This is a genomic window from Actinomycetospora rhizophila (assembly GCF_042657905.1).
Classification (GTDB): domain Bacteria; phylum Actinomycetota; class Actinomycetes; order Mycobacteriales; family Pseudonocardiaceae; genus Actinomycetospora; species Actinomycetospora rhizophila.
This window is the reverse complement of sequence record NZ_JBHSKG010000007.1, coordinates 186,803-210,188: the sequence shown is the minus strand read 5'-3', so window position 1 is coordinate 210,188 and position 23,386 is coordinate 186,803. Positions and strand designations below refer to the sequence as shown.

Below are 23,386 nucleotides of genomic sequence, written 5' to 3'. Positions count from 1 at the left end.
GGTCGCCGTCGGCCCCGGGGTGCATCCGGCCTGGTCAGGGCAGCCTTCACTGCGTGGCGGGAGGCCCGATCGACCGGCCACGATCTGGGCCATGACCTCGACCCAGAGCCTGCCCACGGTCCAGAACTGTTCGGCGACCTCGTGTGCCTACAACGAGGACTCCGCCTGCCACGCGGCCGCCATCACGATCGCCGGCGACAACGCCGCCTGCGGCACCTTCGTGGAGATCTCCTTCCGGGGCGGCGTGGACGCCAACGGCGTCGTCGGCGCCTGCCACCGGTCGGAGTGCAAGTTCAACGACAAGCTCGAGTGCACCGCGTCGTCGGTGCAGATCGGCTCGGGCAAGGACGTCGCCGACTGCCTGACCTACGAGGCGCGGTAGAGCTCCTCGAGCGGCGCGACCGACCTCTCTGCGGCTTCCACCACGAGCCCGCGGACGGGGTCGGCGCGCAGGGTCTCGTCGGCGACGGCGAGGGCGGCCACGCTGTCGTCGTCGTCGACCAGGACCGCCGCACCGCGGGCGGCCAGCCCGGCGAGCGCGCCCAGCACGGCACGTCGCCCGGTGGCGTCGAGCCCCTCGGTGACCCGGTCCACTAGCACGATCGCGGCGTCACCGGCCTCCTCGAGGCAGCGGCGCCGTTCGGTCACCCCCGTCGACGGGTCGACCGTGACCCGCCGGATGGTGGGCGACGAGTCGTCGAACATCGCCATCAGGCGCCGACGCACGATCGGCTCACCGAGCAGCACGGTCACCTCGGCCGTGGGCAGTCGCAGCGTCATTCTTCGCCGACCTCCTCGTTCAGTGAGGGGAGGCTAACCTCGCCTGCCCGCCGACGTCGAGGCCGAGTGAGCATCTCGTCCGGATGTCCGATCCCGGAGGATCCGTCCGGGGATCAGTCCCGGAACGCCCGCCAGACCGCCGTCGCGAACGGCACCCGCACCGGATCGGTGCCGACCCGCCGCGCGACCACCTCCCGCGCCCGCCGGTGCACCTCCGCCCGCTCCTCGGGTGTCAGCGTCAGCACGGTCGAGTAGGTCCCCAGCATCGCCGCGACGTCGTCGGCGGCCATCCAGGTGCGGCGCCGGAAGACCTCCGAGGCGCCGGGACCGAACGGGGCGCCCGCCGGCAGCTCGATCGTGAAGCCCGCGCGCACGCCCGACGTCGAGTCCTCGTCGTCGGCGTCGTCGGCGCGCTGGATGTGCCGCAGCTCCGCGACCCAGTCGGTCGTCGGGTCGGCGAAGCTCCACAGCAGGCCGAGCGCCCCGCCGGGGCGCAGCACGCGGGCGATCTCGGGGGTCGCACGGTCCGGGTCGAACCAGTGCCACGCCGACGACGCCAGCACGGCGTCGACGGACCCGTCGGGCAGCGGGATGTCCTCGGCCGTCCCGGCGAGCACCCGCGCGCCGGGACTGCGGGCGGCGAGCACCGCGCGCATCGCCTCGTCCGGCTCGACGGCCACCACGTCGGCGACGCCCCGCGCGGCCAGCGCGCGGGACACCAGGCCCGTGCCGGCGCCGAGGTCCAGCACCGTGACCTCGGCCGCGGGCAGCAGCCAGCGCAGCGCGGCGGGGACGGGAGCCGGACGCAGGCGGTCGTAGTCGTCGGCGGCGGCGCCGAACGAGCGCGCCCGCTCCGGGCGGGTCATGCGCGGGTCACAGCCAGCCGCGCTTGCGGAAGACGAGGTAGAGCGTCAGCGAGACCAGCACCATCAGCCCCAGGGCGAAGGGGTAGCCGAGCGTCCAGGCGAGCTCGGGCATGTGCTCGAAGTTCATGCCGTAGATCGCCCCGATGAGCGACGGGGTGAACAGGATCGCGGCCCAGGACGAGATCTTCTTGACCTCCTCGCCCTGGGCGAGGCTGGTCTCGGAGAGCCGGCGCATCTCCTCGTTCTGCCGCTGGCCGACCAGCGCCGCGTTGACCTGCAGGATGTTGCCGAGCAGCTGGCGGAAGTTGTCCGCGGACTCGCTGGTCTGCGCGACGTGGTCGGCGACGTCGCGCAGCCCGCGGTGCAGGGCGACCCCGTCCGGGTCGTCGGTGGTCTCGGCGAGCAGGCCCTCGAGGACGTCGTGCAGCGGGTCGACGGCGCGCTGGAGCTCGATGACCTCGCGGGAGAGCTGGTAGATGCGCCGCGAGACGCTCGGGTCGCCGCCGAAGACCTGGGTCTCGATCTGGTCGATGTCGTTGCGCAGCCCGCGGACGACGGGCCGGTAGTCGTCGACGACGCGGTCGAGCACGGCGTAGAGCACCGCGCGCGGCCCCTGGGCGAGCAGGGCGGGGTCGGCCTCCAGGCGCGAGCGCACCGACGACAGCTCGGGCGTCTCGGCGTGCCGGACGGTGACGACGAAGTCCCGGCCCAGGAAGAGGTGGATCTCGCCGACCTGGACGTCCTCGTCCTCGTCCACGTACCAGGCGGGGCGCAGCACGACGAACTCCACGTCGTCGTAGCGCTCGAGCTTGGGCCGCTGGTGGGCGTTCACCGCGTCCTCGACGGCGAGCGCGGGCAGCGACAGCTCGCGGGCCAGCCGGTCGAGCTCGTCGGCGTCGGGACGCAGCAGGCCGATCCAGGCGAAACCCTCGTCGTCGGAGGGGGCGCCCTCCCGGTTGCGGAGCAGCTCGAGCGTGCAGTCGAGGGAGTCGGGCTCGCTCTCCCGCTCGCCGTGCACGTACACCGCGTTGTCGACGACGGTCATCCGCGCATTGTCGCGTGTGTTCCGCGTCAGTGCGCGAGCGCAACCCCCGCCGCGACGAGACCGACCGCGTTCGTGCCCAGGTGCAACCCGATCGGGGCGAGCACCGAGCCCGTGCGGTGGCGCAGCCAGCCCAGGGCCAGTCCGCCGACGACCGTGACGGCGATGACGGCCAGGGCCGAGGTCCACTGCAGCGTCGGCGGCAGCGGCACCGCGGACGGCCCCATCGCGACGGTCAGGTGCCAGAGGCCGAACGCGACCGCGGTGACGCTGAGCGCGACGCGGGCGGAGAGCGAGCGCACCGTGTGCCCCTGCAGCACGCCGCGGAAGGCGAGCTCCTCGGCGAGCACCGTGCCCAGCGGGATGAGGACCAGGCCGCGCAGCAGCAGCGCGCCCGGCGAGGCGCCGGCCAGCTGCGGGTTCTCGAGCAGGTGGGGGGCGACGACGAGCACGGCGCCGTAGCCGAGCACCGCGACGGCGATCGCCGCGCCGCCCCAGCGCAGCCCGGCCCCCCAGGTGCCGCGGCCGATACCCAGGTCGTGCCAGGTCAGGCCGAGCAGGCGCGCCACGGTGACCATGGCCGCGACCCCGCCGACGTTGAAGACGGCCTTGAGCACCGGGTCGGCGGGCAGGGCCGGGAGCGCGAGGTTGCCCCAGGTGAGCAGGAGCAGCGCGAGGGCCGCCGGCGGGGCGAGCCGTCGCCAGTGGACGGGCTTCGCGGCGGGCTCGCTCTCGGCGTCCCCGGCCGGTGGGCAGGCGGGCGTGGCCGTGTGCTGGGGAGCGGTCACCAGCCCAGCATGCCTGCCACCCTCTGCGTGTCCGCATCGGTCCACCCCGGCGGCGTACCCACGGAGAGCCACCCGCCCACCATCACGTCGCGGTACTGGTGGCCGTGCCCGTCGGGCACCGACAGCGAGTTGGTCAGGTCGATCGTGACCTGCCAGAACGTCACCACGGGGTACCAGTCGACGGCCTCGGACACGTCCCGACCTCGGGGTTCGGCGAGCCAGTCGGGGCGGTGCCACAGCAGCGTCGGGGTCCACCAGACGATGGGGTCGGAGGCGTGCTGCAGGTAGACCACATGTGGTGGAGACCACACCCCCGGTGGGCGTGTCAGGTCCTCGGCGGTCGACCCGAACCGGACATCACGCCCTCCGTCGACCACCGGGAGGACGGCGGGTGACCCGGGGTCGCGGCGCGCGGTGAGCGCCGCGTGGAGCCGGTTGGAGTTCGGCGGCCCCACCCACAGCACCCCGTCGGCCTGCGCCCGGGCGTCGTCCACGCTCGAGAACGCGGCTTCCGAGCCCTGCGAGCCGAGGCTCTCGCCGAACACGAGCAGCCGCGGGCGCCGGTCGGGCGGCAGCGCCTCGACGCGGGCGTGGACGGCGTCGAAGAGCGCCCGCCCCTCGGCCTCGGCGCGCGAGCGGTCGACCACGAACGACAGCCAGCTCGGGAGGTAGGAGTACTGGGTGGCGACGATCGCGGTGTTCCCGCCCCAGATCATCTCCAGCGAGTCGGCGACCGGGTCGTCGATCCAGCCGGTGCCGGTGGTGGTCACCACGGCGAGCACGTCCCGACCGAAGGCGCCGGTGCGTTCCAGCTCGGCGACGGCGAGGGCGGCCCGCTCCTCGGGGCGGGGCGCGGACATCAGCCCGACGTAGGCGCGGATCGGCGGGACGGGCCGCCGCCCGGAGGCCTCGCCGAGCTCGGCGAGCGGGCGCCCGCCGGCGACGAAGTCCTGTCCCTCGCGGCCCAGGGTCTGCCACCGCACGGCCGAGGCCGGCGAGCCCGAGCGCAGCGGGGAGATCGGCGCGACCACCCCGGGGTAGGTCTGGGCGTTGGTGGCGCTGAACGCGGCGTCGGCGAGCCGCAGGCCGGTGCGCAGGACCAGGGCGTCGATGATCGTCGCGACGAGCACGACCACGAGCGCCGTCCCGACGACGGTCGCGACCTGGGCGGGCAGGTGGGCGCGGCGCCGGAGCAGGTCGGCGGCCCGGCCGGCGAGCCAGCGCACGCCGCGCCCGAACCCGACGATCAGCCCCGCGACCACGACCGCCACCGGCCCGGCGCGCAGCCACCCGTCGGTGGTCGGCTGCGCGATGCCCATGAGCGCGGCGACCTGGCGCTGCCACGCGGCCCCGGCGAGGAGCATCCAGAGCAGCGCCACCGCCGCGGTGACCACGAGGACGAGCCACGTGCCCGGCGTGAACCATTGCGGCGCCGCGCGCTGCAGCCGGTCGGTGAGGCGGGTCCAGCGCGCGGTGCGCCCGAGCAGCCAGGCGAACGCCACGCCCAGCCCGTAGCCCAGCCCGCCCGAGATCCCGGTGGCGAGCCCCTGGAACAGGTAGTCCCGGGGGATCAGCGACGGGGTGAGCGAGATGAGCGCGAACGCGGTGCCGAGCACGAAGCCCGCCGGGTGCGCGCGCGGTACGTAGCGCACCAGCGACGCGAGGCGCGGCGGGAGCAGCGGGGAGTCGCCGCCGAACTGGTGGCGCGCGCCGTCGCGGTGCCACAGGTGGTGGTGATCGAGCTCCTCCTCGAACTCCCGCTGGAACGCGGTGTCGAGGCCCTCGTCGGCGTCGGGGTGGCGCGAGGTCCCGGCCGTCGTCCGGCTCTCGTGGTCCGCCACGGCTCCCAGCCTCCCGCGCCGTGCAAGCCGGTCCGCGCGGCGGGGGTGATCTCCCGCCGGGACGCCGTCCCCGCCGGCGCTGGCCCCTCGCAGCGGGGCGTGGCACCGTCGGGGACGTGCCCGCGCTGAGCCTGCGACTGGTGGCCCGTCGCCACGTCGACCTCGCGCGCGTCGCCAGCGCGATCTGCCGCCGGGGTCGCTAGGCGCGCGCGTCGGCCCCGCCCGACGCCGCCCCGCGGCCCGCCCGGACGCCAGCCCGCGCGACGCACCCCCGGTGGTGCGCGCTCCTCCCCTCGCCCGAGGAGAACCCCGTGTCCGCACCCCCGACGCGCCCGCCGCAGGCCGGGCCGGAGCCGCCGGACGTCCGCTGGCTGCTGGCGGCCGAGCGCACCCTGCTCGCGTGGTTCCGCCTGTCGCTGGCGCTGTTCCTCGTGGGGCTCGTGCCCCTCGCGCTGGTGCCGCCGGGCACAGCGACCGTGCTGGTGACCGTGGTGTCGGGCGCGCTGATGATCGGATGCGCCGCGGCGGCCGTCGAAGGCGTCCGGCGGTGGCGGCGGGGCTCGCGATAGCCACGACGGACACGCTCCGTCCCGTCAGGTCGCAGCAGCGTGGCCGATGCCCCTGTCCGGCCCACGTCGCCCCCGGTCGGTTGGTCCCGCTGCGTGATGGACGTCGGGACCGGAGGGGCTCACCGTGGTGACCTCGTCGGGGTCGAGCGCTCCGGGCAGCACGGGCCCGCACTCGGACACGACAGCGCCGGTGGGCAGCGGCCGGACCTCGCGACGGGCGTCCAGGACCACGCCCGCCCTGCACGGCCCCGGGGAGCCAGGCGAGGGAAGGAACCGTGATGTACGCACGCCACACGTTCGCCACCGGGGATCCGGCCATGCTCGACGACGCGGTGACCGCCACCCGGGTCCAGGGCCACGACCTGCTGAGCGGGCAGCCCGGCTTCGCCGGGATGTCCGTCTTCGTCGACGCCGAGCTGGGCAAGTTGCTGATCGGCTCGTTCTGGGACTCCGAGGAGTCCTGCCGGGCCAGTGACGAGACGGTCCGTGAGCAGCGGGCCAAGCTGCTGCTCCCGTTCGCCGCCACGCTCGGCGCAGAGATCTTCGAGGTGGCGCTGGCGCACCAGGTCCGCGAGCCCGGCCCCGGATCGGCGATGCGCCGCCTGGTCGTCGAGTTCGATCCCTCCGAGAGCGACGTCCGGATCGAGGCCTTCCGCGCCGTCACGCCGTCGCTCGACGCCATCCCGGGGTTCTGTCGCAGCACCCTGTTCATCGACCGGGCCCGCGGCCGCGCGGTCGTCGGCTCGATCTACGCCGATCGCGCGGCGCTGGTGGCGGCCCGCAGCGCCACCGCCGGGGTGCGCGAGCGGGCCGGGCAGCACGCCGGAGCGCCCCTGGCCGTGCGCAGCCTCGAGGAGTTCGACACCGTGTTCTACGGGGCCCCGTCGGCCTGAAGCAGGCCCTCCAGCCACCGACCCGCGGCGAGCAGCGCGTCCTCGCGGTCGGGGTGGCCGATCATCGCGAGGCCCAGCGGCAGGCCGGCGTCGTCGCGCACGCCGGGCACGGCGAGCGCGGGCAGCCCGAGCAGGTGCCAGGGGCGGGAGAGCACCGGGTCGCCGGTGCCCTCGGTGGCGAGCGGCGCGACACCGAGCGCGCCGGGCACGAGCACGGCGTCGGCGTCCGCGAGATGCGCCAGGGCCGTGGCGCGCGTGGCGGCGGCGCGCTCGCGGGCGCCGGCGAGCACGTCGTCCGGCACGGTGCGCCCCTCCGCCAGCATCGCCGTCAGGCGCTCGCCCAGCCCTGGCACCGAGGGCACCACGCCCGCCGCCTCGGCGGCCATCACCGTGTGGTGGTCGGCGACCGCCGCGGCGAGGGCGAGGTCCCACGCGGTGACCTGCGCCCCGCGGTCGCGCGCCCGGTCGACGGCGTGGGCGTGCGCCGCCCGCATCGCCGGCGACACGTCGGCGACGTCGGTGCCGTCCCAGGCGAGCAGCCGGGGCGCGCGGGCGGGTGCGGCGGCGGGATCGCGGCCGGAGAGCACCGCGCGGGCCAGGGCGACGTCCTCGACGGTGGCCGCGAGCAGGCCGATGGTGTCGAGGCTCGGCGCGAGCGGGTGGACGCCGTCGACCGGGAGGGTCCCGCGCGTCACGGCGAGCCCGGCGACCCCGCAGAACGAGGCCGGGCGGACCACCGAGCCGGCGGTCTGCGACCCGAGCGCGAGCGGCACCATGCCGGCCGCGACGGCCGCCGCCGACCCGCTCGACGAGCCGCCGGGCGTGCGCGCGAGATCGTGCGGGTTGCGGGTCGGGCCCGGGTCGAAGCAGGCGAACTCGGTGGTCACGGTCTTGCCGACCACCACCGCGCCGGCGTCGCGCAGCATCCGGACGACGGCGGCGTCGGCCGCGGCCGGCGGGGCGTCGGCACGGGTCGGCGAACCGCACACGGTCGGTACCCCGGCGACGTCGATGATGTCCTTCACACCGACCGGCACGCCCGCCAGCGGGCCGGGGCCGCCGTCGGCGGGCGGGAGCAGCCCGACCCAGGCGCGCACCCGGTCGTCGATCCGCTCGATGCGCCGGCGGGCCGCCTCACCCGCGTCGTGCGCGTCGACCAGCCGCCAGGGGGTGACGAGTTCCGCGGTGTCCACGGCCCGCAGTCTGACCGCTACGAGCTCGGGATGGGCAGGACCGAGGTCTCACCGAGCTCCGGCGGCTCGTCCGCCGGGTCGGCCTGCGGGGTCCGCTGCACGGTGCTCGAGGAGCTCGCCTGCTGGGTGCTGCCCCCGGAGCCGTCGGAGTCCCCGGAGCCGTCGGCGCCGTCGGAGCTGTCGGAGTCGGACGAGCTGCTCGTCGAGGAGCTGCTCGAGTCCTGGCCGTCGCACGCGGTCCGGCTGCTGCCGCCCTCGAGACCGAGGTCGCCGAGCAGGCCGCCGACCAGTCCGTCGCCGGTGTCGCACTCGGTGGCGGACCGCTGCCCGTGCCCGTGTCCGGAGGAGTGGCCGGCCGCGTGCCCCGGGGCGTTCTCGGAGTTGCCGGGGGCGTCGTCGCCGTGGCCGTGGCCCGGCGTGGCGAGCGCGAGCCCGGCGCCCGAGCCGGCGAGCGCGAGCGCCGCGGACGTGGCGACGGCGCCGCGCCCGAGCAGCCGGGCGACGCCGGGCCGCCGGCCGACGGGGCGGGCAGCGTCGATCGTCATCGCGTGGTCGATGCGGTGGGCACCCATGCGAGTTCCTCCTCCGGCGGGACCACCATCCTCCGGACGGGGGAATGGCGTCTCGGTCTCGCACCCTGTAGGTCTCGTTCCGGTCACGACGTGGTCCGGAGTGCCCCGCTCCGGGCTCCCTCAACCCACTCGACCCGGCACCCGATGCCCGTCGTGGCCGGGAACGGGGAGTTCCGCGCCGCGTGCCGTGCTCCTACGCTGCGCCGATGGCGGCGACGACGACGGCGCGCTGGGTCGAGGTGCACCCGCGCAACCCCCAGCGCCGCGCGATCCGCGCGACGGTGGACCTCCTGCGCGAGGGTGGGCTGATCGCCTATCCCACCGACTCGTGCTTCGCCCTGGGCGCGATGCTGGGCAACCGGGAGGGCCTCGAGCGCATCCGGGCCATCCGGCGGCTCGACGCCCGCCACCACTTCACGCTGGTGTGCCGGGACTTCGCGCAGCTCGGGCAGTTCGTCCGCATCTCCACCCCGGTGTTCCGGGCGGTGAAGGCGGCGACGCCGGGCTGCTACACGTTCATCCTCCCGGCGACCAAGGAGGTGCCGCGCCGGCTGCTGCACCCGCGCAAGCGCACGGTCGGCGTGCGGATCCCGCAGCACCCGGTGGTCGACGCGCTCCTCGAGGAGCTCGGCGAGCCGCTGCTGTCGTCGACCCTGCTCCTGCCCGACACCGAGGAGCCCATGACGTCAGGCTGGGAGATCCACGAACGCCTGGGGCACCAGCTCGACGCGATCCTCGACTCCGGCGAGTGCGGGACCGAGCCGACGACGGTCATCGACCTCTCCGGCGACGAGCCCGAGCTCATCCGGCAGGGCGCGGGCGAGGGCTTCGAGTGGTGACGCGCGGTCAGGGCACGGCGCGGGGCAGCCGGTCGGCCGCCGCGCGCAGCGCCAGGTAGGCGTCCTCGAGCTCCCGCGCCGCGAGGTGCGCGCACGCGGTCCGCACCGCGACGGCCACCTCGTCCAGCGCGAGCCGCTGCCCGTCCGCGGCAGAAGCTCCTCGCGAGACGCGCCCGGTGTGGGCGACGACCGCGGCGCGCAGCATCTGGTCGAGCCGGCCGTCGAGGACCGCGGGCGACGGGTCGGTGAGGTCGGCGAGGTGGCCGAGCGCGGTCCGGATCGCCGGAGCGAGCTCCGGGGGCTGCCCCGAGGACGACTCGGCGCCCGGGCGGGTCGCGGCGGTCACCGCGTGCCCTGCCCGACGGGCAGCCGCCCCCCGAGGGCCGGATGGCTCGCCAGCACGGTCAGGCAGCGGTCGAGGGTCGTGACGTGCAGCGGGCGCACCACCGTGCGGTGGGAGGCGACCAGCACCAGGTCGACCCGGCACGCCACGGCGGTCTCGTGGGCCGCGGCGAACGTGTCGAGGCCGGAGGCCCCGAGGAACGTGACGCCCTCGAGGTCGCAGACCACCGACGGCGGCTCGCCGCCCAGGGTGACGTCGGGCCCGCCGTCGCGCTCGTCGGCGACCGCGCGCAGCGCGCCGTCGAGGACGTCGCGCAGGCGCGGGGCGGTGAGCATGTCGACCTCACCGAGGACGCGCACGAGCACGAGCCCGCGGCGCGGTTGGGTCGGGGCGACGGTCAGGCCCGGGGTGAGCACGCCGTCGGGGTCGGCGACGGGTCTCCCGTCGCCGTCGAGCACGGTGAACGAGGGCGCGGCCTGGTGGCCGTGGGTACGGGGCCCCTTCATGGCGAGAGCCACCTCTCCTCCAAGGGCGGGTGTCCGCGGGCCTCGAGGGGGTGAAGCTGCGGTGGCTCCCGTCACTGTGCCCGCGAGGCGCGACCCTGTCCACCGTGGGCGCTCGCTCGGTCACGCCCCGCGATGGCCCGTTCAGAGCAGCATCAGGCCCCGGACGACCGTCGCCGACGCTCCGACCAGCGCGAGCGCGACGACGGCCCGGCGCGCGGTCTCCGCCGACAATCGGCGGTGCACGGCGTCGCCGAGCACCACCCCGACCGCGATCCCGGCGAGCCCCGTGAGCCAGACCGCGCCCCCGAGATCCGGCGCGCCCTTGCTCACCAGGGCGACGAGGTTGATGACGAGCAGGACGACCTGGGCGGTCGGGACGAAGACCTCGATGCTCCACCGCCGGGCCAGCGCGAAGGCCGAGAGCGCCGGCCCGCCCACACCGGCCGTCACGTTGACGAACCCGGCGACGGCGCCTGCGGTCAGGGCCCCGGGCGTCCCGTGCAGCCAGGCACCCAGCCGCGGCACGAGCGAGAGCGCGACGGCCGCGAGCGCGAGCAGGCCCACCACGACCAGCAGCGGCCCCTCGGGCAGGGCGTCGACGACGAGCGCGCCGAGCGGCACGGCGACCACGGCCCCGGCCAGCAGCAGCCCGGTGGCGCGCACGTCGACGCCCCGGTAGGTGCGGACGAGGACGATCAGGCACAGCACGACCTGCAGCGCGTTGCCGAACGACACCCCGTCGCGCGGACCCAGGATCGCCACGAGGAACGGGCCGCCGACGAGCGCGAGCCCGAGCCCGGTCGTGCGCTGGGTGATCGCGCCGAGCAGCACCGGACCGACGACGAGCGCCGCCGTCCCCGCCGCGCTCACGGGCGCGAGGGGGACGGCGGCGTCATGCGGCCATGATGACCGCCGGTGCTACTGGGGCGTGATGCTGAAGTTCACGGTGTCGCCCTCGACGCCCGTGACCTGCACGAGCAGCGTCGTGGTCTGGCCCGCGTCGGTGCCGGTGCACGTGATCTGCGCGCCGACCTCGCCCTCGAGCGACGACGGGCAGCTCACCGCGGACGGGGCGACCCCGTACTGCTGGGCGATCTGCTGCTCGACCTGGTCGGCGGTCACGACCGGGTTGCCGAACACCATGACGAGGGCGAAGAGCGCCACGACGACGGCGACCAGGCTGCCCACGACGATCCCGATGATCTTGGGAGCTTTGCTCTTGCGCACGGGTGGTGGCGGAGGGTAACCACCGTATCCCGGAGCCGGGGGTGGGCCGCCGTAGGGCATCCCGGCCGGTCCCTGCGGCATCGGGGGGTACGGGAAGCCGGCGGGGGGCGGCGGGGCCTGCTGCGACATGGGGAACTCCTCGGGATCGGGACCCTTCGGAGCTCCGGTCGCTCCTCGGCGGGTACGAGGAGCATAGAACACGGAGAGCGACGAGCAAGCGGTCTTACTACTCCGTCAGAGTCATCTCAGAGTTTCGCGCACCCACCAGCGGTCCTCATCCCGCTCACAGCGGCAGGACAGGGTCCGGCCCGAGCCTGGGGTCCTCGACGCCGGAACCCGTCCGCCGTCCGCGCGAGGAGGACGCCGTGAACGCTGCCGCCACCGCCTCCCGGCCCGACGGCGCCCCGCCGTGGGCGTCGCGCCGGGGCCCGCGGCGCCACCAGGCCGACGGGGCCGCCGTCTACCGCGGCCCGACGGGTCGCCTCGCGGCGGCCGTCGCCGACGGTGTGGGCGACTCGGAGGGCGCCGGCTTCGCCGCGCGGCTCGTCGCCGACCACGCCGTCCGGGTCGCCGCACTGGAGGGCCGCCCCGACGTCGCCCTGCTCGCGGCGCACGACCTGCTGACCAGCACCCACGACCTCGTCCCCGGCGACGCGGCCGCCGTCGTCGCCCTCGGTCCCGGCGCGGGCGACCCGCGCTGGCGCCTGGCCTGGGTCGGCGACTGCCGGGCGCTGGCCTGGGACGGGCGCTCGCTGCGGACGCTGACCGCCGACCACACCGTCGCCGCGGAGCTGCGGGCGCGCGGCCTGCACGTGCACCCGCGCCTGGAGCACGTGCTGACGGTGAGCGTCCGCACGGTGCGTCCGCAGGAGGTCGGCATCGCGGTCGTCGACGAGCCGGGCACGGTGCTGCTGGTCAGCGACGGCGTGCACCGCAGCGTCGCCGCCCCGGCGCTGGCGGCGGCGCTCGCCGGGGGCGGGAGCGCCGCGGAGCGCGCCGAGCGGATCGTCGGGCTCGCCGCGGCGGCCGGGACCACCGACAACGCCACGGCCCTGGTGCTCACGGGGCCGGCGGGAGGGTGAGCCGCAGCCGGGCCCCGCGCTCGCTGTCGACGGCCCGCAGCTCCCCGCCGTGCGCGCGGGCCAGGGCGCGGGCGATCGGCAGGCCGAGCCCGGCCCCGCCGGCGTCGCGCGTGCGGGCGTCGTCGAGGCGGACGAGCCGGTCGAACACCCGCTCCCGCTCGGCAGGCGGGATGCCGGGTCCCTCGTCGACGACGTCGAGCACGGCCGTGTCGCCGGACGACACCTCGATCCGCACCGTCCCGTCCGCCGGGCCGTGACGGCGGGCGTTCTCGAGCAGGTTCGCCAGGATCTGCGCGATCCGTGACGGGTCACCGAGCGCGCGCGTCGGCGGGCCCACGACCTCCACGGTCAGCGACGGCGCGAGCAGCGCGGTGCGCTCGGCCTCCGCGGCGGCGAGCTCGGCGAGGTCGATCTCGCGGCGCTCCAGCGGGGCGCCGTCCTCGATGCGCGCGAGCTCGAGCATGTCGGCGACGAGCGCGCCGGCCCGGCGGGTCTCGCGGACCAGGGTGGTGGCGATCCGCTCGCGGCGGGCGAGGTCGGCGTCGGGGTGGCGGACGAGCGACTCGGCGAGGGTCTGCACGCCGGTCACCGGGGTGCGCAGCTCGTGGGCGGCGTCGGAGAGGAAGCGCCGGGTGCGGATCTCCGAGCGGCGCGCCTCGGCGGCCGCGTCCTCGGCACGGACCTGCGCGGTCTCCAGCGCGTCGAGCATCCCGTCGAAGGCGGCGGCCGTGCGGCCCAGCTCGGTGTCGGTGCGCTCGGGATGCAGGCGGCGCCCCCGGTCGCCCGCCGCGATGTCGTTGGCCAGCGCCGTCATGTCGTCGAGCGGGCGCAGCGCCACCCGCACCACGGCCAGCAGCGCCACCGCGACCGCGCCGAGCCCGAGCGCCCCGACACCGACCATGACGACGCGCAGCCGCGCGAGCACGGCGTCGCTCTCGCCGCGCTCCACGGTGAGCACGAGCCGGGTGCCGTCGGGCACCCCGACCGTGCGGGCGAGGTCCCGGGACGGGCGGTCGGGCCGGCCCCGGTCCGGGCCGGCGCCCGGCCCCGGCGGGCGCCCGGGCGGGCCGAGGTCGTCGGTCGGGCCCACGACCCGCCGGCCCGACGCGTCGAGCAGGACCGCCCGGATGCCCTGGCCGTCGACGGCGTCCACGAGCGGCACCCCGGTCGTCCCCGACGCGACGAGCAGCCCGGCGCGGGCGGCGCGGTCGTCGAGCCTGCTCTGCTGGTCGCGGCGCAGCTGGGCGTCCAGCGAGAGGTCGACGGCGACCCCGATCACCACCAGCGCCAGCGCCACCACCAGCAGCACGAGCGCGGTGACCCGGAAGCGCAGCGAGCGTGCCGAGGTCCAGCGCCGGCGCAGGCCGGCGGTCACGCCCCCTCCCCCGGCCGCAGCGCGTACCCGAGACCGCGGACGGTGTGCACGATCCGCGGCCCGTGCGCCTCGAGCTTGCGGCGCAGCGCGGACACGTGGACCTCGACGAGGTTGGGGTCGTAGGCGTCGTAGCCCCAGACCTGGGTGAGGATCTGGTTCTTCGTCACCGTGCGGCCGCGCTGCTCGACGAGGTAGCGCAGCAGGCGCAGCTCGGTGGCCGTGAGGTCGAGGACGGCGCCGGCCCGGGTGGCGGTGCCCGCCTCGTCGTCGACGACGAGGTCGCCGACCGTCATCGCCGTCGGCACCCGCCCCCGCCGGCGCAGCACCGCGCGCACCCGCGACACCAGCTCGGCGAGCAGGAACGGCTTGACCACGTAGTCGTCGGCGCCGCCGTCGAGGCCGTGCAGGCGGTCGGCGAGCGCGTCGCGGGCGGTGAGCAGGACGAGGCCGGCGTCGGTGCGGGCGCGCACCACGTCGAGCAGCGCGAAGCCGTCGCGGCCGGGCAGCATCACGTCGAGGACCACGAGGTCGGGCCGGAAGCCGTCGAGCAGCTCCTCGAGCCCCGTGCCGTCGGCGCGCCCGACCGCGCGGAAGCCCGCGTCGGAGAGCGCGTCGACCACCGACTCGCGGATCGCCGCCTCGTCCTCGACGACGACCACGCGTGCCGCCGTTCCCCAGGTCCCGCCCACGACGGGATCCTGGCCCTCCGGTCCTGAACCGTCGCTGAAGACCCCCGGTGTTTCAGGTCCGGTTCAGGCCCGGCGCCGATCGTCGGTGGTCCCCGAGCAGGAGTGGAGACACCACGATGAGCGAGCAGGACCCGCCGACCCGGCCGACCGATCCCGAGAACGCCCAGCCCGCCGGACCGCCCACCCGCTGGCAGCGCACGACGCGCCCGTCGGGCTGGACCCGGCGCACCGCCGTCGTCGTGTCCGGCGTCGTCGGGCTGCTGATCGGCGTGCTGCTCTCCGGTGCCGTGCTGGCGGCGACGGTCGGCGGCCCGGGTGGCGACGGACCGCGCGGCGACGGCCCCCGCGGGGGGCCCGGGACGAGCGCCGAGGGACGGGGGCCGCACGGGGCGCCCGGGGGGCCCGGGCGTGATCAGGCGAGGGGTGGCGCGTCCGGCCCCGTCGTCGTGCAGGTCCAGCCCGGCGCGACGGTGCAGGTGGCGCCGGGGGCGACGGTGCAGACGGTCCCCGGGGCGGCCCAGCCCGCCCAGCCGACCCAGCCCGCCCAGCCGGCCCAGCCCAGCCAGCCCGTCCAGCCGGCGCCCCCGGTCCAGCCCGGCGTGCCGGGCTGACCCCCCGTCGTCCACGCCGGCGTGGCGGCCGTCACGGCGGTGAGCACGATCGCTGTCGGATGTCACGCCGGCGTGTGACGATGGTGCCCATGTCCGACGCGGGTGTCCTCCTCGTGCGCCGCGCGCACGTGGATCTGCTCCGCGTCTCCTCGGCCGGGTGTTGCTCGCCCCGCCGCTGACCGTCCCCTGCAGTCCGGTCGCGGGTCCCCAGCCCCGACCGGGCGTCGTGATGCCCCGGTGTGCGGGCGCGCGGGCTCGCCCTGCCCCACCCGAGGAATCACGTGCGTACGTTCCTGCTGTTCGCCCTCGCGGGCCTCATCGCCCAACTCGTCGACGGATCGCTGGGCATGGCCTACGGCGTCACGTCGACGTCGGTCCTCCTGGCGGTGGGGACGGCGCCCGCCGTGGCCTCCGCCTCCGTCCACCTGGCCGAGGTCGGGACCACCCTGGCCTCCGGGGCGTCCCACTGGCGCTTCGGCAACGTCGACTGGCGCGTCGTCGGCATCCTCGCCCTGCCCGGCGCCGTCGGCGCCGTGCTCGGCGCCTACGTCCTGGTCAACCTCACCGAGAGCGCCGAGCCCTACATGGCGCTCGTCCTGCTGGCCCTCGGCGTCTACGTGCTGCTGCGCTTCAGCTCCCGCGCGGTCGCGAAGCGGGTGGTGTCCGGGCCGAAGCCCAGCGGCAAGTTCCTCGGCCCGCTCGGCCTGATCGCGGGCTTCCTCGACGCCTCCGGCGGCGGGGGTTGGGGCCCGGTGGCCACCTCCAGCCTGCTCGCCTCGGGTCGCCTCGAGCCGCGCAAGGTCGTCGGGTCGGTCGACACCTCGGAGTTCGTCGTCGCCCTCGCCGCGAGCATCGGCTTCCTGTTCGCGCTCGCCTCGGAGGAGATCGACTTCACGGTCGTGCTCGCCCTCATGATCGGCGGCGTCATCGCGGCCCCGTTCGCGGCCTACATCGTGCGCCTGCTGCCCGCCCGCGTCCTGGGCACCGGGGCCGGCGGCCTGATCATCATCACCAATACCCGCACGTTCCTGAACGGCATCGACGTCGACTCGACCATCGTCACCGTCGTGCTCCTGGTGCTGGCGGTGCTGTGGATCGGGGCGATCGTCCTCGCGGTCCGCACCGCCCGCCGCGAGCGCGAGCTCAACGAGGCCGCGGTCGTCGAGGACGACGGCACCCCGGCCGCGCAGGCCTGATCGTCGGCGCCGCGGTGTGTTCTGAGCGAAGGGCACCTTCGGTCGGATAGACGGGCGAGGGGCGCCCTTCGCCAAGACGGCGCCTCGGCTCGGGGGGCGCCCGGAACTGAGCGAAGGGCCCCTTCGGTCGAACTACTCGATCGAAGGGGCCCTTGGCGCGGAACGGGGCGGCGCCGCTCGGAGATCACGAGCACCCCATCGGCGTAGACCTCGCGGCCGGGGTGCACAGCACGCTCCTGACCTCCTCGCCAGCGGGCCCCCGTCCCCCGAGCCCCGGGTGCACCACGCACCCCTGATCTCCCCGAAGCGCGCGGCCAGAGATCACGAGCACCCCATCGACGCGCTCCCCGTCGCTCGGGTGCACTACGCGCCCCTGATCTCCCCCCGAGGCGCGTGGCCGGAGATCACGAGCACCACATCGACGCGCCCACCGCAGCCCGGGTGCACCACGCGCTCCTGATCTCGTGGCCCCGGCGCCCCGTCCCCCAACCGGAGATCAACAGGCGAGAAAGCACTCCGGACCACGCCTCGACGGTGCCTCTCCGCCTGCTGATCTCCCGCACCACCGGGCCGCGCGCGCCACCCCCACCCGCGCGATCATCGCGAGGTGCGCGCGCTCTTCGACCTCCCCGCCGCCTACCGCCCGTCCGCCGAGGACCGGGCCGCACCGGTGCCGCCCCTCGAGGCGGTGCTCTGCGACTTCAGCAACACGCTCTTCCGCATGATCCCCACCGACGAGTGGCTGCGCCGGATCGCCGGCGACACCGGGCGGGCGCTCGACGACCCCGAAGCCGTGCTCGCCGCCCTCGACGCGGCGGCGGCCGAGCCCGAGGTGATCGCCGCGCAGGAGGGCCGCGACCTCGACGCCGACGCCCACCACCGCGCGATGCGGACGTGGTTCTCCCGCGTCGAGTACCTGCGGGGCATCGAGGACGCCGCCCAGGCCCGCGTCGTCGCCGAGGACTCCTGGGTGCCCTACCCCGACACCGGCCCCTTCCTGCGCACGCTCGCCGAGCGCAGGGTCCCCGTCGGCGTGGTGAGCGACATCGGCTGGGACATCCGCGGCCACGCCCGCGCCGCCGGCCTCGACGAGCTCGTCGGTACCTGGGTGCTCTCGTGCGAGGAGGGCCGCGAGAAACCGGCCCCGGAGCTGTTCAGCACCGCCTGCGCGCGGCTCGGCGTCGACCCGCGGCGCACCCTGATGGTCGGCGACAACCCGCGCCGCGACGGTGGCGCGGCGGCCGCCGGGCTGCGCGTGTTCGTGCTGGCCGGCGAGCAGCGCGAGCGCGAGCGAGGTCTCGCCGACGTGCTCGCGCTGCTCAGCCCACGCGGGTGACGCCGGGCGCGACCAGCTCGCGCACGACCCCCGCGGGCCGCCGGCCGGCGCGCCGCACCCAGCCGCCGACGACCTGCGCCACCGACCAGCCGTCGGCGGCGAGCAGGCCGGCGATCTCGCGGTCGGCGGCACCGAGCTCCACCTCGGCCTCGCCGAGCACGCCGACCAGCCAGCGCTCGCTGCGGCGCACGACCTCGTCGCCGGAGCTCCCGGCGCAGAGCTCCCGCCCGAGGTCGAACGGCTCGATCTCGAACGGCCCGCACGGCACCGCGTCGCGCTCGGTCATGGCGTCTTCCCCTCGTCCGCAGAACGGGGCCGACGCTACGGGGGAGGACCGACATCGCCGGGCGACCGACGGCGCTACTCCTCGTCGTCGTCGATACCGATCTGGCGGCGCAGCTTGGGCACGTTCCACCGGTACTGACCCGACGGCAGCGTGATCTCGGGCGTGACGAGACCCTGCGTCACGTAGCGCTGCAGCGTGCGCGGGCTGACCCCGAGCGCCTTCGCGGCCTCGGGCGTCGACACCAGTTCCGACGGCGGCATGCCGGTCACCCTATGTCGCCGCTGTCGTCCGAACGACGGATTTGTCGCCGATGGCGTGACTTTCTCGACTGACTCTCTTGTCGCCGATGCCGTCCACGTCGCTATAGTCGGCGACATGAGCGACATCCACGACAGACACTTACCCGGGCCGGGCGGCCCCCGGCGCTACCGGCTCGACGCCCGGCGGTTCCGCGGGCCGCTGCACACCCCCGCCCGCAACGACCACGAACAGCACGACTCGGACGATCTCGCGGGGCTGGTGGAGCTCGCCCGCGCCCTCGTCGCCGAGGGGTTCACGGCCTGGGTCTACGAGCGGGTCCGCCGACCGACGCCCTGGCCCGAGGCGTGGGACCTGCGCCTGGTCACCCAGCTCGATCCGGACCGATCGCGAGGCTGACGCGCAAGCCGCCGGTCGGCGCGTCCCCGAGACGCACCTCCCCGCCGTGCCGCGCCGCCTGCTGCGCGACCAGCGCCAGCCCCAGCCCCGAGCCCGGCGCCCCCGCGGTGCTCCCCCGCACGAAACGCCCGAGCACGGCCTCACGCTCGTCGGCCGGCAGCCCGCGTCCGTCGTCGTCGACGGTGAGCACCACCCCGCCGTCGGCGCCCCCGTGGGCACCGAGCTGCACGCTCCCCGCGCCGCCGTGGCGCACCGCGTTGACGACCGCGTTCGCCAGCGCCATCCGCAGTCCTTCCAGCGAGGCGCGGACCGCGCCCTCGGGCGGCTCGTCCACGACGACCTCCAGCCCCGGGTGCGCCCGCCGCGCGTCCTCGGCGGCCAGGCGCAGCAGGTCGGCCACGCCGATCGCCTCCCGGTCGCTCGCCTCGGGCAGGTCCCCGGCGGCGAGCTGGCCCAGCGCGGTGAGCGTCGCCTCCACCCGCCCCTGCGCGCGCAGGACGTCGGCGAGCACCGCGTCACGTTCGGGCAGGTCGGGATGGTCCCGGAGCACCTCGAGGTCGGTGCGCATGGCGGTCAGGGGGGTCCGCAGCTCGTGACGGGCGGCCGCCGCGAAGTCCCGGGCGGCGTGCAGCGAGGCCGTGCTGCGCTCCTGCTCGGCGTGCAGGCGCGCGAGCATCGCCGACAGCGCGTCGGCGAGCTCCTCGGACTCGCGGGACCCGTCGGCGCGCACGGTCGGGGGCGGCTCGGCGGGATCGGCGGCGGCCCGGTCGAGCGTCGCCGCCTGCGTGGTGAGCCGGCGCATCGGGCGCACGGCACGGCCCGCGAGGAGCCATCCCAGCCCGGCGGCCAGCGCGACGGCCACCACGCCGAGCCCGGTGACCAGTCGCTGCCGGTCGGCCACCCGCGCGCGGGTGTCGTCCTCGGTCGCCCCGACCGTCACGAGCACGCCCGGCGCCGGACCGGGAGCGGTGCGGATCCGGTAGGCGACGCCGCCGACGTCGACCGAGGTCGGGATACCGAGCGGCGAGAGCGGCAGCTCGGGGCCGCTGACCCGGCGCGCGCCCGCCGGTCCGCGCAGGGTCACCGCCAGGTCGGCGCGGGTCGACGCGAACGTCCCGAGCACCGCGGGCGATCCCGGCACGAGGCTGCGGTCGAGGCGCTCGGTCTGCTCGCGGGTCAGCAGCACCGAGGCCAGCACACCGACCAGTACGACGACCACGGTCGTGGCCACCGCGGAGGCCAGGGCGACGCGGGCCCGGAGCGACCAGGAGCGCCTCACCCGCCCTCCCGCAGCACGAAGCCGACGCCGCGCACCGTGTGCACGAGCCGCGGCGTGCCGTCGGCCTCCAGCTTGCGGCGCAGGTAGCCGACGAAGACGTCGACGACGTTGGTGTCGGTGGCGAAGTCGTAGCCCCAGACCAGCTCGAGCAGCCGCTCGCGGGTCAGCACGACCTCGGCGTTGCGGGCGAGCACGACGAGCAGCTCGTACTCCCGCTTGGTCAGGTCCACCGAGCGCTCGCCGACGTGCACCGTGCGCCGCGCGAGGTCGATCCGCAGCGGGCCGGCCCCGACCACGTCGCCGGACGCCGCCTCCGGGGCCGGGCGGACCCCGCGCCGCAGGAGCGCCCGCAACCGCGCGACCAGCTCGGTGAGCGCGAACGGCTTGACCATGTAGTCGTCGGCGCCGGCCTCGAGCCCGACGACGCGGTCGTCGACGGTGTCGCGGGCGGAGAGCACGCACACCGGGACGTCGTGGTCCATCGCCCGCAGCGCGGTGACCACCGCGACGCCGTCCATGCCGGGCAGCCCGAGGTCGAGGACCACGGCGTCCGGGACCCGCTCGTGCACCGCGCGCAGCGCGCCCGGCCCGTCCTGCGCGGAGCGCACGGCGAAGCCGGACAGCCGCAGGCCGCGCTCGAGCGAGGCGCGCACGTCGGCGTCGTCGTCGACGACCAGCAGGTCGGGCGCGGCCGGGTCACTCATGGCGCGATTGTGCTCGCCGGGATCAGCGGTCCGTGCAGGGCTGGGCGGCACGCTCGACGCGGGAGCTGACGTCGGCGAGGCGGGAGGCGAGCGCGGGGTCGGGCGGCGTCGCCCGGGCATCGGGGCCCGGCGTCCGGCGCAGCCGCTCGATCTGCTCCTGGACCTCGGGCGTGAGCGTCAGCCCGCCGCCGGTGGCCCCGCTGGGGCGCAGCCGCGTCGTGCACGGCGCCTGCCCGCCGACGCCGGTGGGGGCGGACACGGTGGCGGGGGCGGGCGCGGCGGCAGCGGGGCCGGTCTCGGGAGCGCCGGCGCACCCGCCGAGCACGAGCAGTCCGGCCAGGACCGGTCCGGCGAGGACCGGCAGGCGGCGACAGTTCATCGATCGATCTCCTCGACGTCCGGGCGGCCGTTCGGGGCGGCCGCCTCACGGTGATCACCGTGCTCGCCGGGGGTGACGCAGGTCTGTGGCGTCTCTGAGGGAACAGTGAGGTCATGACCGTGGACCGCTATGCGTGGGCCGCGACGGGTTGGGCGACCGGCGCCGCGCGGGTGTACGGGCCGCTGGCGACGCAGCTCGTGGCGGCCGCCCCGCACCCGCTCGTCGGCCGCCGGGTGCTCGACGCCGGCGCCGGCACGGGCCTCGCGTCGGCGGCGCTGCAGCTCGCCGGGGCGCGCCCGGTGGCCGTCGACCGCTCGCCCGCGATGCTCGCCCGGGACGCCGCCACCCGCCCGCCGGCGGCCGTCGGTGCGCTGGAGGCGCTGCCGCTGCGCGACCGCGCCGTCGACGACGCGGTCGCGGCCTTCGCGCTCAACCACGTCGACGACCCGACCGCCGCGCTGCGCGAGCTCGCCCGCGTCACCCGCGCCGGCGGCGCGATCCTGGCGACGGCGCCGGGCGCCACGACCGCCCACCGCCGGGTGCGCGACCGGATCGACGCGGTCGCCGCGGACGCCGGCTTCACCCCGCCCGACTGGTACGCCCACCTCACGACCGTGCAGGCGCCGCTGCTCGGCGACGTGTCCGCGATGCGCGAGGCCGCCCACGCCGCCGGGCTGGCGGACGTCGTCGTCACCGAGCACGTCGCCGACGTCGGGGTGGACCGGGCGGAGGACCTGGTCGACTACCGCCTCGGCCAGGCCCACGTCGCGGGGTGGCTGGCCCGGCTCTCCGAATCCGAGCGCGCCGCGGTGCGGCGCGCGGCGGTCGCGGCCGTCGCCCCCGTGATGGAGCCCTACCGGCCGCCGGTGATCACGCTCGTCGCCCGGGTGGCCTGATCCGGGCGGGCGGACCAGGCCAGCACCGCGGTCACGGCGCAGAACGGCGTCCACACCAGCCGCTCCCCCGGCGAGCGCGAGATGCCGTTGAGCACCGTCCCGACCGCCATGAACGCGGCCAGGCCGGTCAGCGCCGCGCGCCGCAGCGCCGGCGACCCGGCCCCGGTGGCGACGCCGACCGCCGACGCCGCGTAGACCGGGGCGGCCACCCCGCTGACCCGGCGGAGCTTCTCCGGGAGCCGGCCCGGGTGGGCCCCGCCGTACGCGAAGCGTCCCCACGGCGCCCCCGACGCGAGACCCGCCTGGAAGACGCTCTGCACGGCCAGGAGCGCACCGGTGGCCCGGGCGGCGTGCGAGCGGGGAGCCGGCGCACCCCCGTCATGCCGGCAACAGGGCGCGCGCCGCGCGCCACAGCTCCTCGGTGATCACGCGCGCGGACTCCGGGCGCGCGAGGCGGGCGGCCTGGCCCGCCCACTGGTTGACGGGATCGACGCCGGCGGCCTCCCCGCGGCGCCACTGCCCCACCAGCGCGCGCTGCACCGGGTAGCCCGCCGGAGCCACGCCGGCCTCCGTCCACGCCCGCACGAACGGGGTGGGCAGCGCCCGCCCCGGGCGCCCCGAGTACGCTCGGGTGAGCACCGAGGTCTCCGGCGCGGCGGCCCCCAGCGCCTCCGACCACGCGGGCGCGATCCCGATCTCCGGCGAGCGCAGGTACGCCGTGCCCACCTGCACCGCGCTCGCCCCGAGGGTCAGCGCCGCCGCGACCGCGCGCCCGTCGGTGATCCCGCCGGTGGCGACGACCGGCACGCGCAGCGCGTCCGCGAGCTGCGGCACGAGCGCGAGCAGCCCGACGCCCGTCGACGCGGCGGCCACCGGGTCGAACGTCCCGCGGTGCCCGCCGGCCTCGATGCCCTGGGCGACCACCGCGTCGGCGCCGGCGTCCTGCGCGGCGAGCGCCTCGTCGAGAGTGGTCGCGCAGGCGAACCAGGCGATGCCCGCGGCGTGGATCCGTTCGACGGTCGGCGGGTCGAACAGGCCCATGATCGACGAGATCACCGTCGGCCCCGCGGCGAGCAGCGCGTCGACCTGCTCGGTGAACACCGGCGACGCCCCCGCGGGCTCGCCGGGCGTGCCGAAGCGATCGAGGAAGGCGCGCGCCGCGGCCGCGCCGCCGTCCCCGTCCGGCGGCGCGTCGGGGATCCACAGGTTCATCTGGAACGGCCCGGAGGAGCCCTCGCGGAACCGCCGGGCCCAGTCCTCGATCTTCGCCGGGCTGTCGAGGACCGCCCCGGTGGCCCCCATGCCGCCGGCCTGCGCCACGGCGACGGCCAGCTCCGGCGGGCAGGCACCCGCCATCGGGGCCTGGATGATCGGGACGTCGAGCCCGTAGCGCTCGCAGAACGCGGCGACCCGCGTCAGTGCCGTCGTCATGGCTCC

Annotated in this window: 31 protein-coding genes; 11 read left to right on the top strand and 20 right to left on the bottom strand. The window is 76.5% G+C overall.

Annotation, left to right across the window (positions count from 1 at the left end; genetic code table 11):
• Nucleotides 1-91: 91 nt before the first annotated feature.
• The gene (locus ACFPK1_RS15720) at nucleotides 92-382 is read left to right on the top strand and encodes a DUF1540 domain-containing protein (protein ID WP_378021866.1); all 291 of its coding nucleotides are present in this window, start codon (nucleotides 92-94) and stop codon (nucleotides 380-382) included.
• On the opposite strand, the gene ACFPK1_RS15715 is transcribed toward ACFPK1_RS15720, so the two are convergent.
• From ACFPK1_RS15715 to ACFPK1_RS15695, 5 genes are all read right to left on the bottom strand, one after another.
• Nucleotides 367-780: a hypothetical protein gene (locus tag ACFPK1_RS15715; protein ID WP_378021865.1), complete on the bottom strand. Its 414-nt coding sequence runs from the start codon at nucleotides 778-780 to the stop codon at nucleotides 367-369. The two genes, ACFPK1_RS15720 and ACFPK1_RS15715, sit on opposite strands and share 16 nt — an antisense overlap.
• A gap of 113 nt (nucleotides 781-893) precedes the next feature.
• Nucleotides 894-1,646 carry a class I SAM-dependent methyltransferase gene (locus ACFPK1_RS15710; protein ID WP_378021864.1) on the bottom strand — a complete coding sequence of 251 codons (753 nt, stop codon included), beginning with the start codon at nucleotides 1,644-1,646 and terminating at the stop codon, nucleotides 894-896.
• A gap of 7 nt (nucleotides 1,647-1,653) precedes the next feature.
• Nucleotides 1,654-2,691, bottom strand: coding sequence for a magnesium and cobalt transport protein CorA (locus tag ACFPK1_RS15705; protein ID WP_378021863.1), 1,038 nt, complete (start codon nucleotides 2,689-2,691; stop codon nucleotides 1,654-1,656).
• Between the two features lie 26 nt (nucleotides 2,692-2,717).
• The gene (locus tag ACFPK1_RS15700; RefSeq protein WP_378021862.1) at nucleotides 2,718-3,476 is read right to left on the bottom strand and encodes a CPBP family intramembrane glutamic endopeptidase; all 759 of its coding nucleotides are present in this window, start codon (nucleotides 3,474-3,476) and stop codon (nucleotides 2,718-2,720) included.
• Nucleotides 3,473-5,317, bottom strand: a complete 1,845-nt coding sequence (locus ACFPK1_RS15695; protein ID WP_378021861.1) for an alpha/beta hydrolase — start codon at nucleotides 5,315-5,317, stop codon at nucleotides 3,473-3,475. The genes ACFPK1_RS15700 and ACFPK1_RS15695 overlap by 4 nt, the downstream gene beginning before the upstream one ends.
• Before the next feature lie 20 nt (nucleotides 5,318-5,337).
• On the opposite strand from ACFPK1_RS15695, the gene ACFPK1_RS15690 reads away from it, so the two are divergent.
• The 3 genes from ACFPK1_RS15690 to ACFPK1_RS15680 all read left to right on the top strand — a co-directional run bounded on the left by ACFPK1_RS15690 (nucleotide 5,338) and on the right by ACFPK1_RS15680 (nucleotide 6,779).
• The gene (locus tag ACFPK1_RS15690; protein WP_378021860.1) at nucleotides 5,338-5,520 is read left to right on the top strand and encodes a putative leader peptide; all 183 of its coding nucleotides are present in this window, start codon (nucleotides 5,338-5,340) and stop codon (nucleotides 5,518-5,520) included.
• 108 nt (nucleotides 5,521-5,628) lie between these two features.
• Nucleotides 5,629-5,886: a DUF202 domain-containing protein gene (locus tag ACFPK1_RS15685; RefSeq protein WP_378021859.1), complete on the top strand. Its 258-nt coding sequence runs from the start codon at nucleotides 5,629-5,631 to the stop codon at nucleotides 5,884-5,886.
• 278 nt (nucleotides 5,887-6,164) lie between these two features.
• A complete protein-coding gene (locus ACFPK1_RS15680; protein WP_378021858.1) occupies nucleotides 6,165-6,779 on the top strand; it encodes a hypothetical protein in 615 nt (204 codons plus the stop codon).
• Here the strand turns inward: ACFPK1_RS15680 and ACFPK1_RS15675 are convergent.
• Together ACFPK1_RS15675 and ACFPK1_RS15670 are read right to left on the bottom strand one after the other, a co-directional pair.
• Nucleotides 6,758-7,972, bottom strand: a complete 1,215-nt coding sequence (locus ACFPK1_RS15675; RefSeq protein WP_378021857.1) for an amidase family protein — start codon at nucleotides 7,970-7,972, stop codon at nucleotides 6,758-6,760. The genes ACFPK1_RS15680 and ACFPK1_RS15675 overlap by 22 nt on opposite strands.
• 17 nt (nucleotides 7,973-7,989) lie before the next feature.
• A complete protein-coding gene (locus ACFPK1_RS15670; RefSeq protein WP_378021856.1) occupies nucleotides 7,990-8,544 on the bottom strand; it encodes a hypothetical protein in 555 nt (184 codons plus the stop codon).
• A gap of 206 nt (nucleotides 8,545-8,750) precedes the next feature.
• Here ACFPK1_RS15670 and ACFPK1_RS15665 point away from each other — a divergent pair, with 206 nt between their 5' ends.
• Nucleotides 8,751-9,383 carry an L-threonylcarbamoyladenylate synthase gene (locus ACFPK1_RS15665; protein ID WP_378021855.1) on the top strand — a complete coding sequence of 211 codons (633 nt, stop codon included), beginning with the start codon at nucleotides 8,751-8,753 and terminating at the stop codon, nucleotides 9,381-9,383.
• Nucleotides 9,384-9,390: 7 nt separating this feature from the next.
• On the opposite strand, the gene ACFPK1_RS15660 is transcribed toward ACFPK1_RS15665, so the two are convergent.
• The 4 genes from ACFPK1_RS15660 to ACFPK1_RS15645 form a co-directional block, all read right to left on the bottom strand.
• Complete coding sequence (locus ACFPK1_RS15660) at nucleotides 9,391-9,729, bottom strand: hypothetical protein (protein ID WP_378021854.1); 339 nt, start codon at nucleotides 9,727-9,729, stop codon at nucleotides 9,391-9,393.
• Complete coding sequence (locus ACFPK1_RS15655) at nucleotides 9,726-10,232, bottom strand: STAS domain-containing protein (protein ID WP_378021853.1); 507 nt, start codon at nucleotides 10,230-10,232, stop codon at nucleotides 9,726-9,728. Before ACFPK1_RS15655 ends, ACFPK1_RS15660 begins: the two co-directional genes overlap by 4 nt.
• Nucleotides 10,233-10,373: 141 nt before the next feature.
• Nucleotides 10,374-11,102, bottom strand: a complete 729-nt coding sequence (locus tag ACFPK1_RS15650; RefSeq protein WP_378021852.1) for a sulfite exporter TauE/SafE family protein — start codon at nucleotides 11,100-11,102, stop codon at nucleotides 10,374-10,376.
• A 48-nt stretch (nucleotides 11,103-11,150) separates the two neighbouring features.
• Nucleotides 11,151-11,459 (bottom strand): DUF4333 domain-containing protein, encoded by a 309-nt coding sequence (locus ACFPK1_RS15645; RefSeq protein ID WP_378021851.1) that lies wholly within the window; start codon nucleotides 11,457-11,459, stop codon nucleotides 11,151-11,153.
• Between the two features lie 365 nt (nucleotides 11,460-11,824).
• Between ACFPK1_RS15645 and ACFPK1_RS15640 the strand changes: the two genes are divergently transcribed.
• Nucleotides 11,825-12,541 carry a PP2C family protein-serine/threonine phosphatase gene (locus ACFPK1_RS15640; protein WP_378021850.1) on the top strand — a complete coding sequence of 239 codons (717 nt, stop codon included), beginning with the start codon at nucleotides 11,825-11,827 and terminating at the stop codon, nucleotides 12,539-12,541.
• Here the strand turns inward: ACFPK1_RS15640 and ACFPK1_RS15635 are convergent.
• Nucleotides 12,519-13,916 carry an ATP-binding protein gene (locus tag ACFPK1_RS15635; RefSeq protein ID WP_378021849.1) on the bottom strand — a complete coding sequence of 466 codons (1,398 nt, stop codon included), beginning with the start codon at nucleotides 13,914-13,916 and terminating at the stop codon, nucleotides 12,519-12,521. The two genes, ACFPK1_RS15640 and ACFPK1_RS15635, sit on opposite strands and share 23 nt — an antisense overlap.
• A complete protein-coding gene (locus tag ACFPK1_RS15630) occupies nucleotides 13,913-14,605 on the bottom strand; it encodes a response regulator transcription factor (RefSeq protein ID WP_378021848.1) in 693 nt (230 codons plus the stop codon). The genes ACFPK1_RS15635 and ACFPK1_RS15630 overlap by 4 nt, the downstream gene beginning before the upstream one ends.
• 116 nt (nucleotides 14,606-14,721) lie before the next feature.
• Between ACFPK1_RS15630 and ACFPK1_RS15625 the strand changes: the two genes are divergently transcribed.
• The 3 genes from ACFPK1_RS15625 to ACFPK1_RS15615 all read left to right on the top strand — a co-directional run bounded on the left by ACFPK1_RS15625 (nucleotide 14,722) and on the right by ACFPK1_RS15615 (nucleotide 17,748).
• Complete coding sequence (locus ACFPK1_RS15625; RefSeq protein ID WP_378021847.1) at nucleotides 14,722-15,216, top strand: hypothetical protein; 495 nt, start codon at nucleotides 14,722-14,724, stop codon at nucleotides 15,214-15,216.
• Between the two features lie 281 nt (nucleotides 15,217-15,497).
• The gene (locus ACFPK1_RS15620) at nucleotides 15,498-16,412 is read left to right on the top strand and encodes a sulfite exporter TauE/SafE family protein (RefSeq protein WP_378021846.1); all 915 of its coding nucleotides are present in this window, start codon (nucleotides 15,498-15,500) and stop codon (nucleotides 16,410-16,412) included.
• A 607-nt stretch (nucleotides 16,413-17,019) separates the two neighbouring features.
• Nucleotides 17,020-17,748 (top strand): HAD family hydrolase, encoded by a 729-nt coding sequence (locus ACFPK1_RS15615; protein ID WP_378021845.1) that lies wholly within the window; start codon nucleotides 17,020-17,022, stop codon nucleotides 17,746-17,748.
• On the opposite strand, the gene ACFPK1_RS15610 is transcribed toward ACFPK1_RS15615, so the two are convergent.
• Both ACFPK1_RS15610 and ACFPK1_RS15605 read right to left on the bottom strand, forming a co-directional pair.
• Nucleotides 17,732-18,034 carry a hypothetical protein gene (locus ACFPK1_RS15610; RefSeq protein ID WP_378021844.1) on the bottom strand — a complete coding sequence of 101 codons (303 nt, stop codon included), beginning with the start codon at nucleotides 18,032-18,034 and terminating at the stop codon, nucleotides 17,732-17,734. The two genes, ACFPK1_RS15615 and ACFPK1_RS15610, sit on opposite strands and share 17 nt — an antisense overlap.
• A gap of 74 nt (nucleotides 18,035-18,108) precedes the next feature.
• On the bottom strand, nucleotides 18,109-18,294 hold the full coding sequence (locus tag ACFPK1_RS15605; protein ID WP_378021843.1) for a MerR family DNA-binding transcriptional regulator: 186 nt from the start codon (nucleotides 18,292-18,294) through the stop codon (nucleotides 18,109-18,111).
• A gap of 115 nt (nucleotides 18,295-18,409) precedes the next feature.
• On the opposite strand from ACFPK1_RS15605, the gene ACFPK1_RS15600 reads away from it, so the two are divergent.
• The gene (locus ACFPK1_RS15600) at nucleotides 18,410-18,691 is read left to right on the top strand and encodes a hypothetical protein (protein WP_378021842.1); all 282 of its coding nucleotides are present in this window, start codon (nucleotides 18,410-18,412) and stop codon (nucleotides 18,689-18,691) included.
• On the opposite strand, the gene ACFPK1_RS15595 is transcribed toward ACFPK1_RS15600, so the two are convergent.
• Genes ACFPK1_RS15595 through ACFPK1_RS15585 form a run of 3 tightly spaced genes read right to left on the bottom strand, consistent with a single transcriptional unit; the run spans nucleotide 18,657 to nucleotide 21,053 of the window.
• Nucleotides 18,657-19,970, bottom strand: a complete 1,314-nt coding sequence (locus tag ACFPK1_RS15595; RefSeq protein WP_378021841.1) for a sensor histidine kinase — start codon at nucleotides 19,968-19,970, stop codon at nucleotides 18,657-18,659. The genes ACFPK1_RS15600 and ACFPK1_RS15595 overlap by 35 nt on opposite strands.
• Nucleotides 19,967-20,674: a response regulator transcription factor gene (locus ACFPK1_RS15590; RefSeq protein ID WP_378021840.1), complete on the bottom strand. Its 708-nt coding sequence runs from the start codon at nucleotides 20,672-20,674 to the stop codon at nucleotides 19,967-19,969. The genes ACFPK1_RS15595 and ACFPK1_RS15590 overlap by 4 nt, the downstream gene beginning before the upstream one ends.
• Nucleotides 20,675-20,696: 22 nt before the next feature.
• Nucleotides 20,697-21,053 (bottom strand): hypothetical protein, encoded by a 357-nt coding sequence (locus tag ACFPK1_RS15585; protein WP_378021839.1) that lies wholly within the window; start codon nucleotides 21,051-21,053, stop codon nucleotides 20,697-20,699.
• A gap of 113 nt (nucleotides 21,054-21,166) precedes the next feature.
• On the opposite strand from ACFPK1_RS15585, the gene ACFPK1_RS15580 reads away from it, so the two are divergent.
• The gene (locus ACFPK1_RS15580) at nucleotides 21,167-21,949 is read left to right on the top strand and encodes a class I SAM-dependent methyltransferase (protein ID WP_378021838.1); all 783 of its coding nucleotides are present in this window, start codon (nucleotides 21,167-21,169) and stop codon (nucleotides 21,947-21,949) included.
• Here the strand turns inward: ACFPK1_RS15580 and ACFPK1_RS15575 are convergent.
• Nucleotides 21,907-22,269: a hypothetical protein gene (locus tag ACFPK1_RS15575; protein WP_378021837.1), complete on the bottom strand. Its 363-nt coding sequence runs from the start codon at nucleotides 22,267-22,269 to the stop codon at nucleotides 21,907-21,909. The two genes, ACFPK1_RS15580 and ACFPK1_RS15575, sit on opposite strands and share 43 nt — an antisense overlap.
• Nucleotides 22,270-22,327: 58 nt before the next feature.
• A complete protein-coding gene (locus ACFPK1_RS15570) occupies nucleotides 22,328-23,380 on the bottom strand; it encodes an NAD(P)H-dependent flavin oxidoreductase (RefSeq protein WP_378021836.1) in 1,053 nt (350 codons plus the stop codon).
• Between the last annotated feature and the right edge of the window lie 6 nt (nucleotides 23,381-23,386).